We start from the raw sequence: 13,238 nt of genomic DNA on the forward strand, positions 1-13,238 counted from the left end.
GGGCGGCGCGGCCCCTCCTACCTGCTGACGAACACGGAGAGCTGCGCGCCGGGGCTGGAGACGAGCGACAGGTAGATGTCCCAGATCCCGTCGCCGTTCACATCCGAGGCGGCCACGTTCCAGGCGGGGCCGCTGGTCACCAGCGCCGCCGCCGGAGCGAACAAGCCCGTGGGAACCCCGTCCGCCCCCTGTCCCAGCATGATGATGGCGAAATCGCCGTTCCCCCCGATGGGGAAGACGAGGTCGGGAATGCCGTCGGTGTTGAAGTGCCCCGCGGCGATGAATGGCCCCGACCCGGAGGGCACGATCCCCGCCCGGCTGTCCGTCTCCGTCGGCACGGATGACCCGGGGCCCGGCCGGAAGGTTCCGTCGCCCCTGCCCAGCAGCGTGTGGACCGTGCAACCCGTGGCCGAATACTCGATGATGGCGAGGTCGTCGGCCCCGTCCCCGTTGAAATCCCCGGCCGCCGCCGACCGGATCCCGGTGCCCGCGCCCCCGGTGGAGACGGTGCCGCCGGGCAGCGAGACCACCTCGTGCCGCGGGGCGGAGAACGTCCCGGCGAGGTTCCGCGGGAGACAACCCGGCGGGGGGACGGCGGCCCCGCATCCGAGCAGGACCGATACGCTGCCGTCGCCGTAGTTCACCGTCACCACGTCCGGCCTGCCGTCCCGGTTGAGGTCCAGCGGGGGCGGGTGGCCGGAAGCCGGGCCGAACCCTTCGGCAAGCAGGAACTGGGGTTTCAGCCCCACGCCGATGACCGGCTGGACGGGGTGCGGCTCGAACCGGCCGGAACCGGCCGCAACGAAATGGTGGACCTCGCCCAAACCGTACATGGCGACAAGGATCGCGCTGGCCGGGCGGCCGCCACCGATGACGGCGACCGAGACGGGGCCGCTCTCCGGCGGGAAGCCAATCACCTGCCCGGTGCGGAAATGGCCCTCCCCGTCGTTCAGCATGACCGAGAGGGAACCGGGCGAATAGCCGACGACGGCGAAATCGAGCAAAGCGTCGCCGTCGAGGAACCCCGGCGCGGCGGACCGGACCAGGTTGACGCCCAGAGGGCCGCTGGACCGGAGGGTGAACGTGCCGTCGTGGATGCCGCCTCCGTCGCGGCCGTCGCCCTGGTGAAGCCACCAGGAGTTCGAGAGCGCATCCAGCACCACGATGTCGTCGAGTCCGTCCGCCCCTGAAAAGTCCCCGCGAATGAGCGTCGTGCCCTCGCCGCCCTCCATGGTCCGGTAGGCGGTTTCCCGGTCGAAGCGGGCGGCCGTCGCCGGATCGGCCCGCACTGCCGGAGCAGGCGCCACGAGGGCGGCGGCCAAACATCCGGCCAGCACCGGCCATAGCGGCTTCTGCTTCACTCGCTCTCCCTCTGGCCGGGCAGCGGCCCGGACTGCCGACGGCGCACATCGCGCCTCTGTAATAATATTTGAGAATCCGTTATTCTGCCGTGACACGAGGCACGGATGGGGGCGAAGCGGACCGGAAACCAGTTCATGTTTATGCTTGATTAGGCCCTGCTTGCCGATATAAAAATGAGCGGGCTAGCGCGGCAGATGTGGGGTTGTTCCCAATGCGACCAAGAGGTTTGATTTCGTGGAACCTTAGCGAACTCGCCCTCGCCCTGAAAATCGATGAAAAAGATGTGCGAGAATATTTTACTGACGGAAGGCGTATCTCCTTCCTGCTTGAAAGACGGCTCGCGGCAGAGGTCGGTGGGCAGCTTGCACCGTCTGAAGGAGCTGGGTTCGACTTGATTGACGCCCAAGGTCACAAGTGGGAAGTGAGGAGTATTTCCAAGGGGGGAATTTATTTTTGTCCCAGCTACATGGTCGGCTCAGGACGAGCCTTCGTAGAAACCGGTTTCATTGAAAAGCTTGACCATATTGCCGGATTTTTGGTGTCCGATATCGAAGCTTTTCCGGACGTCCCATATTGGGAAATACCGCATTCAGCCGTGCGGCAGTGGTGGAATCAAAATCAACTGGGTACAACAACAAAAGTAACCCGGGGCAAGGCATTAACGCTGATATCCGATTTGTAATTTATAACCATGAAAGCACTTCAACACGATTTTTTTGATACCCACAATTCCGGTCATGTGGACGCGCAGTTATCTCCAAACCTACTGAAAGACGAACTTTCACGTTTCAGCGAGTTTGGCAAACAGACAATAGTCAATTCCAATAGCACCATTGTTAATGCTTCAAATAACGAAACATTTCATATCAGTTATTACATAAATGAATTCTGGACTGCAAAGCAACGTGCTGCTCATTCAATTCATGAGATCTCTTACCGCGCCTGTTTCAAACCGCAGTTACCGCGCTTTTTCATTGAGCGGCTGACCAGTCCAAAGGATATGGTTTATGACCCGTTTATGGGGCGCGGGACCACCATAATCGAGGCCGCATTGCTGGGCAGAACCCCGGCAGGATGCGACGTAAACCCGCTAAGTCAGGTCATCGTGAGACCAAGACTGGAACCGCCGGATATAAATGATATTGAGAAACGGTTACGCACCATAGATTTCGATTCGCCACAGGATATCCCTGACGATTTGCTTGTATTCTATCATCCCCGAACATTGCAGCATATTTGTGCCCTTCGAAACTACTTGCTGCACAAGGCGGGGAATAAATCCCTGGATAAGGTGGACCGATGGATTCAGATGGTTGCAATAAACAGATTAACCGGCCACTCCCGCGGTTTTTTTTCCGTATACACCATGCCGCCTAACCAGGCGGTTTCGGTTGAAACCCAGCGCAAGATCAATTCTCAACGAAACCAGTCCCCAGATGAGCGTAACATCAGTGCAATCATACTTAAAAAAACAAAGTCTCTGCAAAAGGATCTGACCAGAACTGATCTAGAGCGCCTCACCAGTGCATCATTACGATCGTTACTGTTAACCGGGCAATCCAGCAATACACCGGATATCCCATCGGAATCGGTTTCCCTAGTCGTGACATCCCCGCCTTTTCTGGATGTGGTTGATTATGCCGGAGATAACTGGTTGCGTTGCTGGTTTTTGGGAATTGATGCTCAATCGCTCGCAATCACCATGTCCAGGAAACTTGCTGACTGGATGAACAACATGACCGCCGTCCTGAAAGAAGTGTGTCGTGTCTTGAAGCCCGGCGGCTATGTCGCATTTGAAGTCGGCGAAGTAAGAGGCGGAAAAGTCCGCCTTGAAGAGGCAGTCGTGCCATGTGGCATATCTGCTGGACTGGGCCCGGTTCTGGTTCTCATTAATGACCAGAAATTTACCAAAACAGCGAATTGCTGGGGCGTGGACAACAATTCAAAGGGCACCAATACCAACCGGATCATAGTATTCCAGAAGCCCCCTACCTGATCCCGTAGCGGGCGATCTTCTTCATGAAGCCCTGGCGGGAGAAGCCGAGGAGTTCGGCGGCGCGGGTGCGGTTGCCGCCGGTGGCGAGCAGGGTTTCCTGGAGGATCTCGCGCTCGCGCTGCTCAAGGAGCGCCTTCAGCGTGCCGTTGCCCCGGTCGGCGTCGCCCTCCCCGCCCGGTCCGCCGTCCGTCACGCGCTCCGAGAGGTGCTCCGGCCCCACCTCGGTCCCGCCGTCCAGGTTGATGACGGCCCGCTGCATCTCGTTCTCCAGCTCGCGCACGTTGCCGGGCCAGCCGTAGGCCAGTATCGCCTGCCGGGCGGCTTCCGAGAGCACGGGCGCCGGGCGGCCGCCCTCGCGGGCGAGCTTGCGGAGAAAATGCGCGGCGAGCAGCGCGGCGTCCTCGCCCCGCTCCCGGAGCGGCGGCACGCGCACGGGGAAAACGCTCAGGCGGTAAAAAAGATCCTCGCGGAACCGGCCCGCCTTCACCTCCGTTTCGAGGTTCTTGTTCGACGCGCTCACGATCCGCACGTCCGCCTTGCGGGTTTCGGTGGCGCCCACCGGGCTGAACTCGCCTTCCTGCAACACCCGGAGCAGTTTCACCTGCATCGCGGCCGGCATGTCGCCCACCTCGTCCAGGAACAGCGTGCCTCCGTCGCAGATCTCGAACAGCCCCTTCTTGTCGTTCATGGCCCCGGTGAAAGCGCCCTTGACGTGGCCAAAGAGCTCGCTCTCCAGCAGCGTCTCGGCCAGCGCGGCGCAGTTGACGGCGCGGAACTCCCCCTGCGCGGCCCTGGGGCCGCCGTAGTGGATGGCGCGGGCGACCAGTTCCTTGCCGGTGCCCGTCTCGCCCTCGATGAGCACGGTCGTGTCGGTGCCGATCACCTTGCGGAGCTTCTCGAACACCGCCTGCATGGGGACAGAGCCTCCCACGATGTCCCCCAGCGAGCGGCCGAACTGCGAGCGCCAGTAGGTGTTCTCCTCGGCGAGCCTGTCGGCCTTCTTCCTCAGTTCCTCCACCAGTTCGAGGTTTTCCACCACCCGCGAGGTGACGCCGGAGATCACCAGGAGAAGGTCCAGGTCGCGCTCGTCGAACGCCCTCGCCTCGGTCTTGTTGTCGATCTGGATGATCGCCCGGAACTCGCCCTGGCTCATCACCGGGGCGCACAGGCAGGACAGTATCTTCGACGCCGCCACCGACCCGGCCGTGGGGAACCGGGCCGGCACGTCCTCGACCAGAAGGCATTCGCGGCGGGCGGCCATCTGCTCCAGCAGCGAGCGCGAGAGGATGAAGGGCTCCTGCGGCGCCGCGCCCGACTGGGTGCGCGAGACGGCCGCCTCGAACCGCTTGCGGCGGTTCTTCACCAGGATCGTCACCCGCGAGGCCTTCTCGAAGGCGGCCACGGCGGCGTCGGCCACCGCCTCCCAGGCTTCCTCCGGGCGGCGGACCTGTTCCAGCTTCCGCCACAGCCGGTAGACCTGCGCGAGGGCGGCCGTGTCGCGCCCGATCCGGCCGTCCACGGTGGCGCGGTCCTCGGCCTTGCGGACCGACAGCACCGTCCGGGTGTCGTCGCCGGGGTCCGCGCCGCCGGTCTCCGGCAGGAGGACCGATGCCCGGAACGACATGTCCGACTGGACGCCCCCCAGGGTCAGGATGTCGCCGGGGAGGATTTCGAGCCGTTCGGACCTGAACAGCCGGTCCCTGCCGTCCCGGGTGAGGACGGTCCCGTTGGTCGAATCGAGGTCCGAAAAGTAGAGCTTTTCGCCCGACCGGTAGAGCTGGCCGTGCTCGCCCGACACGTAGGGGTTGTCAATGGCGATGTCGCAGGAGGCCCGCCGCCCGAAGGTGACGGCCTCGCGGTCCATCTCGACCTGTTCGCCCTTGCGGGGGCCGGCGATGAATTCGATCCGGATCATCTCTAAGGGGGTTATCCTACACGGGCATGGCCCGAAAAGGGTATTTTCGGCGTAACTGCCTGATATATTTATGTATTTTAAGTTTCAGCCGGTTCCCAAGCGAATAACCGTTGCCGCCCGCCCCCGCCTCCGTTAGGCTCTTGTGCTGCTTTGGGGAAAGAACAGCCTCTCCTTTATAACGCAACGCGACAGGCAGCAGGCAAACGAACCGTTTGAAACTCAAGAACCTCACCTACCCGCTTCTAAAGAAGGCCATAGACCTCTATGTGGCCCGGGCCTATCCGGCCAAGATCATCCCCGAACGGCTGCTGGGCATCCTCGAACTGAGGGGCCTCGAAAAAAAGAGCGGCTGGAAGGACGTGGTCCAGTGGCCCGAATGGGAACGGACCCCGCCCAAGGCCGGCCCGGCCGAGGTGACGCGGCTCCAGCTCCGGCTGGGGAATGCCTCCTATCCGCACATGAAGCTGTCGCTCGACCGGATTTCGGACACCGACGAGTTCATCTGGAGCGTTGATACCCACGACCAGAAGGTGATCGAGCTGGGCGGCGGGACGGAGAAGTACAAGAAGCTCCAGGAGGAGAACCAGCGGTTCCGGCACGAAATCGAGGCCGACTGGACGGCCGCCGGGATCAGCACCCAGAAGAGTTACTGCGAGGAGATCACCGAGCAGACGCCGCCCCCGGCCCGGATCAGCGAGAACGCCGCCCGCGCCCTCCTCATTGACGACGATGACGAGATCCTCTGCCTGGAGCGGGTGCTGCTGGAGCACGAGGGGTTCCGGGTCTTTACCGCGAAAAGCTCCGCGGAGGCGGTGCAGGTGTTCGAGCAGTCCAAACCGTTCGACATCTGCCTCGTGGACGTGATGATGCAGGACCGCACGGGCGTGGACCTGCTGAAGGAGCTCCGCACGCGCCACGGCCTCAACTGCCCGGTCGCCTTCATCACCGCCATGATCGACCCGCCCGTCAAGCCCGAACCGAACCTCGCCGTCATCAAGAAGCCCTTCGACTCCCGCGAACTCCTCAAGACCGTGCACGACCTCATGGAAGGCAGCAGGGACCAGCGCGCCGGATGAGCGGCCCCCTCCTGGCAAGCGGCCAGGCCCGGTTCAGGACCTGGCTGCCGACGCGGATCTTCGGCGGCGCGGGCTCGGCCGGAAAGGCCGCCAGAATCGCCGCCGACACCGGCATCCGCAAGGCCATTCTCGTCTCCGACCGGGGCCTTGAGGCCGCCGCCCGGACACTCGCCGAAGCGCTCGGCCCCCTGCACGCCTGCACCTTCCTCGACGTGGAGCCCGATACCGGCGTCGAAATCATCGACCGGGCGACCGAGCTGGCGCGCCGCCACTCGGCCGATGGTGTCGTGAGCCTGGGCGGCGGGTCGGTCATGGACACGGCGAAAGGTGTCGCCGCGGCCCTGAAAACCGAAGGCTCCGTGCGGCCGCTCATCGGCACCGGGACGATGAAGGGAAAGACGGCCGCGCCGCACCTCGGCATTCCCACCACGGCCGGCGCCGGCAGCGAAGTGACCTGCGCGGCGGTGATCCGCGACGGCGCGGCCAAGCTCGTCTTCTGGGACGACGCCCTCTACCCCGCCGCCGCGATCCTGGACCCGCTGCTCACGCTGAAGCTCCCGGCCCGGCTCACCGCCGCCACCGGCATGGACGCCCTCACCCACGCGGTCGAGGCGGTCCATTCGCTCTCGTCGGGGCCGCTCACCGACGCGCTGGCGCTCCATGCGGTCTCGCTCATTTCGGGCAGCCTGCGCGAGGCGGTCCACCTGCCTGGGAACCCCGACGCCCGGATGTCGATGCTTGTCGCCTCGAATCTCGCCGGTCAGGCGATCTCGAACGCGTTTCTGGGGTCGGTCCATGCGCTCGCCCACAGCGTGGGCGCGCACTGCCGCGTCCACCACGGCACGGCGAATGCTATCCTGCTTCCCCATGTGATGCGGATGAACCTGGAACTGAACCCGGAGTTCTGCGCCCCGCGCTATGCCGCCGTGGGCCGGGCGCTCGGCGTGCCGCACGGAAGCCCGGAGGAGCTTTCGCTCCGGGCGGTCCAGCGGATCGGGGCGCTGATCCGCGAGGTGGACCTGCCCTCACGCCTGCGCGACGTGAATGTGCCGCCGGGAAGCGGCGCCCTCCTGGCCGAGGGGGCGATGGCCGACATCTCCCACCGCACCAACCCCGTCCCCATGACCCGCGAGCTGTTCGAGCAGCTTGCAGAACGGGCGTGGTGAGCGGGGGGGGCTGATGACCCCTACCCCACCGGCAGGACGATCCTGAACACGGTGCCGCCTCCGGGCGGGCAGTCGGCGCTGATGGTTCCGCCGTGGAGCAGAACCGCCCGGCGGGTGATTGGCAGGCCGAGGCCGGTCCCGCGGCTCTTGGTCGTGAAGAACGGGTCGAAGATCCGCTCCCTCGCCTCCGGCGGAATGCCCGGCCCCGTGTCCCTGATGGTGATCTCCGCCGCCGCCCCGCTCCGGGCCACGCCGATGGCGATGGAACCCTGGCCCTTCATCGCCTGCGCCGCGTTGAGAAGGAGGTTCATGACCGCTTCCCTGAGGAGGTCGGGATCGGCGTTCAGCCGCACGTCGTCGCCGGAGACGCGGACACTCACCCCGCCGCAGGCGGGATCCCGGTCCAGCAGGGCGCCCGAATCATTGAGAAGGGGCAGCAGCCCGATGCGCCGGAAGCTGGGCGGCCGGGGACGGCCGTAGACCAGCAGGTGATTGACCGTATCGTTCAGGCTGGCGAGCCGGTCCATGATCTCGCCGATCACGGCCCGGTCCCGGCTGTCTTCCGGGAGGCGGCCGCCGATGATCTGTATCGCGCCGCCGATTCCGGCGAGCGGGTTCCGCACCTCGTGAGCGACGACCGTGACCATCTCGCCGAGGTGGGCGAGAGCCTTCTGCTCCACCAGCGACGCCTGGGCGTCCTCCAGCCGCTTCTGGAGCCGCCGGAAAAACCACAGCCCCGCCGCCGTTGCCCAGACCGCCGTCAGCGACATCATCCGGTTGAAAATGGCGAACTGGTCGAACTCGTGGCCGAGCGTGGGCTTGAGGAAATAGCCCAGGACCGCCAGCAGCGTGACCGCCACTGTCACCGCGAACATGGCGGCCGTGCCCCCGGCCTGGAAGGCCAGCAATAGCGGGATGATATACAGCACCGGCACGGCCAGCCCCCGCGGCGTCAGGCAGTCGGTGGCGAAAATGGCCGCGGCGATGGCGATGGTGGCCGCCACCAGCACCCACCGGCGCGCACCGGGGCTGTTCAGGGATTCAGGCATTTCAGGTCCGGTCCTGCGGAACCCTCCCGGCCCTTCGGCCATCATCCGGGAGATTTCAACGCAAAACCGTCTTGCTGGATATGACGAATGACAGGTACCCGGCGGGAAAGGGCTATTTCTCGATGGCCCGGAGGATCTCGTCCTCGTGGGCGGCCCACTCCTTGTCGTAGACCGCGCGCTCGTCCGCCCCCACATCCACCTCGCGGACCAGCCGCCCGGCCCTCGACAGGACGAACCAGACCATCGGAATGACACCCCCGAACAGGAACAGCGTTCCGCCGATCTTTCGCAAGTGAGCCAGGGTCTGCCATACCATCCCGGTCACGAAGTCGTTGGTCCGGGCGTACCACAGGCCGTGCTCCACCACGGCCGCGAGCTGGTAGAGCCCAATGGGGAACAGGTTCAGCGTCATCATCAGCACGATTCCCAGCTGGAGCGACCAGAAGGACCGGTTGATGAGCTTCTCGTTCCACGAGGCCCTGGGAAACAGGTGCTGGCAGCAGAACAGCATGCCCGCCAGCGCCACGTTCCCCTTCACGCCGAACATGGCGGCATGGGCGTGGTTTCCGGTGAGGTAGGTCGAGTGCTCGTAGTAGTTGATGATGGGCAGGTTGATGAGCGATCCGAACACGCCGGCCCCGATGATGTTCCAGAAGTTGACGGCGAGGATGAATCTCCACACGCCTTCCATCACGAACTTCTGCCTGCCGCCGGCATGGTTCGCTCCGGCGCGCACGATCTCGTTCCGCATCCGCCAGGCGTCCAGGGTGATGAGGAGCAGCGGCAGCACCTGCAGCGTCGAGAAGACACTGCCCAGGGCGATGATTCCCGTCGGCTTGCCGATCCAGTAGAAATTGTGGGAGATGCCGACCGTCGCCGTGACGAGGAACATCATGACCGCCAGGAAGATGACCCGTTCGGCCATGGCGCGGTTGATGAGCCCCATCTGGACGAGCATGTATCCGACGATGCAGGTGGTGAACACCTCGAAGGTGACCTCGACCCACATGTGGACGGTCATCCAGCGCCAGTAGTCGGAGATGGCGAAGTTGGTCCTCGCCGTCGCCCCCAGCCCGAAAAATAGGAACAGGACCATGATCGCGCTGCCGTAAAAGAGCCAGGCGGGAACGGACCAGAGGTTCTGCTTCGAGATCCAGGGCCGGACGCCCCGGAAGATGATCACGATCCACAGGACAAAGGACACCAGCATCAGGATGTGCCAGAACCGCCCCAGCTCCATGAACTCCCATCCCTGGCTCCCGAACCAGTAGGCCAGGGTGTCGTTCATCAGGCCCATCTGGCCCGCATAGATCCCGAAAAACGCGCCCGCGCCGACGGTCACGCAAAGGGCGAACAGGAGTTCGATCAGGAAACGCTGGCCTTTGGGCACTGGTGCGAGCTTGGGCAGGAAGAAGATCGTGTACCCGACCCAGCACATGAAGAACCAGTAGATCTGAAGGAGCGTGTGCCAGGACCGGACGACGTTGAAGGGGATGGAAAGCCCGAACAGGCTGACGACCGTCATGCCCGGACCGCCTTCGAGGAAATCCTCGGCGCTCAGGATGCCCGCCAGCACCTGGACCAGGAACAGGAGCATGGCGAAGGCGAAGAACTTGTACGTGGATCTCTGGGTGGGACGGACGAAGTCGTGGCCCTTCTCCAGCTCAACCGTGGTGAGCGTGCCGCCATTGGCCCCGTTGAACGGGTCGCCGGGGAGTTCCTTCATCTGGCCATAGATGTAGAGAACCAGCATGATCCCCAGGAACAGCGCGAGGATCGAGACGAAACTCCACAGGACCGTGGGCATGGTCGGGTGGTTGCCGGCATCCGGGTCGTAGGGCCAGTTGTGCGTGTAGCTGAAGTTCTCCCCCGGCCGGTCGGCCCCGGAGACCCACCCTCCCCAGAAGAAAAAGGCCGTCAGCGCCTGCAGGTCGTCCGGGCTGGAGATGTAGTTGGGAAAGGTGAACGCCTCGGAGTAGGAGGAGTCGGTGAACATCCGCGTGTAGTGCTTTTCCAGCTCCCGCAGCGCGAACACCTGGGCGTCGTTGATGCGGATCAGGTCTTCCTCCGGGGAATATCCGTTCTCGTGGATCTCCTGCTGCACCCTCATCCTGATCGCGTTCCGGTCCGCACCGGTCAGCTCGCGCTCCCGGCTGATCTCGTCCTCGTAGTAGGTCCGCATCGCCAGCACCGTCCGGTGCAGCGCGTCGGCGGTGAAGTCGGGGCCCCGCTCCGCGCCGTCGCCCCAGAACGATCCCCACGACATCAGTCCGCGGAGATGGAATATCTCCTTCCCGCGATCGACCCTTTCGGCGGGAATCACCGTTTCCCCGGCGGGCGAGACGAAGTTGGCGATCGGCGGCGCCCCCTCGTAGGTCCACGATCCCAGGGCGACGAGCCCCACGATGCTGATTCCGGCCACGACCGCGAAATGGAGCCACCAGGTCTTCTTGTCCAGAAGCCACTTGGCGAACGTCCGGTTCCTGTTTCCAGCTCCACTCATGGCTGCAACCTCTAATCAAGACCCAAACGGGTGACTTTCAGAAACTACGCCCAGTGGAATGTACGGTAACAAGCAGCGGCAATGTCCATCAATCCGCCAAATGGCTCATTTGCCTGATGCAAATGCATCAGTACCCCCCATTTCCCTCCCCGCCCCCGGCGGGTGTACGCTTGAGGGCAGTCATGGCCGGACCCGACACATCGCGCCCGCAGGGGGAGCCGAAACCCGAAACGGCCGGCACGCAGCCCCTGTTCTTCTCGACCGCGCTCGGCGAGAACTACCGCGAGTTCTGGTCGAACATGGCCAGCACGCCTGAGGGGGCGCGGCTCGCCGTGTCGGGCCACCCGTTCGGCCAGTATCCGGACGAGCGGCTGGTGGACTTGCAGGGGCTCCCGGTGGCGCGGCTCGTGAAGGAGTCGCTCGACCTGGACGGCACCCAGCGGCTCCTCGAAGTCGGCTGCGGCATCGGGCGGCTCGCCCGGCACCTCGCCCCGTGGGTGGAGGAGTACCACGGGGCGGACATCTCGCCGGCCATGTGCCTGAGGGCGTCACACCGGCTCTGGGGGGTGCGGAACGCCTTTTTTCACGAACTGCCGGAGCCGGACCTTGGCGTCTTCCCCGGCCAGTCGTTCGACGCCGTGATGTTCCAGCACGTGCTCATTCACCTGGACCCGCCCGACGCCGAGCACTACCTCGCCGAGGCGTACCGGGTGCTCCGGCCCGGCGGAAAGCTCTACGCCCAGTTCTACAACCGGCGGCACCCGCAGGGGTTCGACGAGACGGTCCACGCCGTGGACCAGCGGCTCCGCGACGGCCGCGCCCAGCGGGGCCGCGTCTTCTGCCACACGAGCCACGAGGTGCGCGCCATCGTCGCGCAGGCGGGGTTCGAGATCGACCGGGAGAAAAGCCACCTGGAACCCTGGCGCCAGAACCGGCGGTGGTGGCCCGACAACGACTTCTTCTTCTGGTTGATTGCCGTGGGGACGAGGCGCTAAGAGCGCCCCGTCTTGTACGTGCCCAAGCACCATTACTTCGACGTGAGGGCCCCGGAGGCGGGGATGCGGCTGGACCGGCTGGTGCGGAAGCTCCTGCCGGACGAGACGCTCGGCAACATCCACCGGATGATCCGCAGCGGCATGGTGCAGGTGGGAAAAACACGGCGCGAGAACAGCTACCGCGTGAGCGAGGGCGAGGTGGTGGTGCTTCCGCAGCCGCCGAAACTGGTCCGCCCCAAGCCCCCGCCGCCCGAGACAAAAGAGTGGACCGCGCCCGCGCCCCAGGTGATCCGCGAGGCCCCCGGCTGGATCGCGCTCCACAAGCCGGGCGGGCTCTCCGTTCAGGGCGGCACGGGACAGGGCCCCTGGAGCGTCGTCAACTGGCTGAAGGTGAAATACCCGGAGGCGGAGTTCGCCCCGGCGCCCGTCCACCGGCTCGACCTGGACACGACGGGGCTCCTCATCGCGGCGCGGACGCCGCAGGCGGCCCGGTGGTTCCAGCTTCACTTAAGCTCGCGCACGATGCGGAAATACTACCTCGCGCTGGTGGAAAGCCGCCCCCGGTTCGAGCACACGATGGTTGACGGGCCGCTCTACCGGGCGACCTCCGGACGGATCAAGATGAGCGTGGATACCCGCGGCGTCACGGCGCTTACCGAGGTGTGGACGCTCTCCCGCGGGGAGCGCAGCTCGCTCGTCATGGCCTTTCCGCACACGGGCAGGACGCACCAGATCCGGGCGCACCTGGCGCACCTGGGCCACCCGATCCTGATGGACGAGCGGTACGGCTCGACGATGCGGCTGCCCGACGGCCTGAGGCCGTTCGAGCGGATCTACCTCCACGCCTGGCGGCTCGACTTTCCCGCCCCGCCCGGTTCGGAGGGCGAAGGCGAACGCATCCGGGTGGAGGCCCCGCCCGACGGCCTGTTCATGAAGGCGATCCGGGCGACCGGAAACCGCCTCACCCCAGCCCCCTCTCCACCTGAAGTGGAGAGGGGGAAGGAATGAGAAAGGGGAAAAGATGCCTTTCCTGTTCCCCTCTCCGGTTTTCTGGAGAGGGGTCAGGCAAGGTCGTAAAATTATTCGGATATATTCGAATAATCATTCGAGTATGGTGAAATCTCTGGAATACTTCCTCGACTATACGTCACCCGCCGCAGGCGAATCCCGATTCCC

At 64.6% G+C, this 13,238-nt stretch carries 10 protein-coding genes; 6 read left to right on the plus strand and 4 right to left on the minus strand.

Annotation, left to right across the window (positions count from 1 at the left end; all coding sequences use genetic code 11):
• Positions 1 to 17: 17 nt before the first annotated feature.
• A complete protein-coding gene (locus tag KIT79_06780; GenBank protein ID MCW5829005.1) occupies positions 18 to 1,361 on the minus strand; it encodes a VCBS repeat-containing protein in 1,344 nt (447 codons plus the stop codon).
• A gap of 212 nt (positions 1,362 to 1,573) precedes the next feature.
• On the opposite strand from KIT79_06780, the gene KIT79_06785 reads away from it, so the two are divergent.
• Both KIT79_06785 and KIT79_06790 read left to right on the plus strand, forming a co-directional pair.
• A complete protein-coding gene (locus tag KIT79_06785; GenBank protein ID MCW5829006.1) occupies positions 1,574 to 2,044 on the plus strand; it encodes a hypothetical protein in 471 nt (156 codons plus the stop codon).
• A gap of 9 nt (positions 2,045 to 2,053) precedes the next feature.
• The gene (locus KIT79_06790) at positions 2,054 to 3,358 is read left to right on the plus strand and encodes a site-specific DNA-methyltransferase (protein MCW5829007.1); all 1,305 of its coding nucleotides are present in this window, start codon (positions 2,054 to 2,056) and stop codon (positions 3,356 to 3,358) included.
• Here KIT79_06790 and KIT79_06795 read toward each other — a convergent pair.
• Positions 3,351 to 5,273 (minus strand): sigma 54-interacting transcriptional regulator, encoded by a 1,923-nt coding sequence (locus tag KIT79_06795; GenBank protein ID MCW5829008.1) that lies wholly within the window; start codon positions 5,271 to 5,273, stop codon positions 3,351 to 3,353. The genes KIT79_06790 and KIT79_06795 overlap by 8 nt on opposite strands.
• 212 nt (positions 5,274 to 5,485) lie before the next feature.
• On the opposite strand from KIT79_06795, the gene KIT79_06800 reads away from it, so the two are divergent.
• Entirely contained in the window at positions 5,486 to 6,349 is an 864-nt protein-coding gene (locus tag KIT79_06800) for a response regulator (protein MCW5829009.1), read from the plus strand.
• The gene (locus KIT79_06805) at positions 6,346 to 7,515 is read left to right on the plus strand and encodes an iron-containing alcohol dehydrogenase (protein ID MCW5829010.1); all 1,170 of its coding nucleotides are present in this window, start codon (positions 6,346 to 6,348) and stop codon (positions 7,513 to 7,515) included. The genes KIT79_06800 and KIT79_06805 overlap by 4 nt, the downstream gene beginning before the upstream one ends.
• Before the next feature lie 20 nt (positions 7,516 to 7,535).
• Here the strand turns inward: KIT79_06805 and KIT79_06810 are convergent, their stop codons facing one another.
• Positions 7,536 to 8,564 carry a hypothetical protein gene (locus tag KIT79_06810; GenBank protein MCW5829011.1) on the minus strand — a complete coding sequence of 343 codons (1,029 nt, stop codon included), beginning with the start codon at positions 8,562 to 8,564 and terminating at the stop codon, positions 7,536 to 7,538.
• Positions 8,565 to 8,676: 112 nt separating this feature from the next.
• Positions 8,677 to 11,067: a cbb3-type cytochrome c oxidase subunit I gene (locus KIT79_06815; GenBank protein ID MCW5829012.1), complete on the minus strand. Its 2,391-nt coding sequence runs from the start codon at positions 11,065 to 11,067 to the stop codon at positions 8,677 to 8,679.
• A gap of 182 nt (positions 11,068 to 11,249) precedes the next feature.
• Between KIT79_06815 and KIT79_06820 the strand changes: the two genes are divergently transcribed.
• Positions 11,250 to 12,062 carry a methyltransferase domain-containing protein gene (locus KIT79_06820; protein MCW5829013.1) on the plus strand — a complete coding sequence of 271 codons (813 nt, stop codon included), beginning with the start codon at positions 11,250 to 11,252 and terminating at the stop codon, positions 12,060 to 12,062.
• 12 nt (positions 12,063 to 12,074) lie between these two features.
• Positions 12,075 to 13,070: an RluA family pseudouridine synthase gene (locus tag KIT79_06825; protein ID MCW5829014.1), complete on the plus strand. Its 996-nt coding sequence runs from the start codon at positions 12,075 to 12,077 to the stop codon at positions 13,068 to 13,070.
• Positions 13,071 to 13,238: the final 168 nt, after the last annotated feature.

Source organism: Deltaproteobacteria bacterium (assembly GCA_026129095.1).
GTDB lineage: Bacteria > JAGRBM01 > JAGRBM01 > JAGRBM01 > JAHCIT01 > JAHCIT01.

Coding starts and splice junctions, on each gene's coding strand:
- KIT79_06785 (MCW5829006.1), top strand. CDS start 1,574: ATGCGACCAAGAGGTTTGATTTCGTGGAACCTTAGCGAACTCGCCCTC.
- KIT79_06790 (MCW5829007.1), top strand. CDS start 2,054: ATGAAAGCACTTCAACACGATTTTTTTGATACCCACAATTCCGGTCAT.
- KIT79_06795 (MCW5829008.1), bottom strand. CDS start 5,273: ATGATCCGGATCGAATTCATCGCCGGCCCCCGCAAGGGCGAACAGGTC.
- KIT79_06805 (MCW5829010.1), top strand. CDS start 6,346: ATGAGCGGCCCCCTCCTGGCAAGCGGCCAGGCCCGGTTCAGGACCTGG.
- KIT79_06810 (MCW5829011.1), bottom strand. CDS start 8,564: ATGCCTGAATCCCTGAACAGCCCCGGTGCGCGCCGGTGGGTGCTGGTG.
- KIT79_06815 (MCW5829012.1), bottom strand. CDS start 11,067: ATGAGTGGAGCTGGAAACAGGAACCGGACGTTCGCCAAGTGGCTTCTG.
- KIT79_06820 (MCW5829013.1), top strand. CDS start 11,250: ATGGCCGGACCCGACACATCGCGCCCGCAGGGGGAGCCGAAACCCGAA.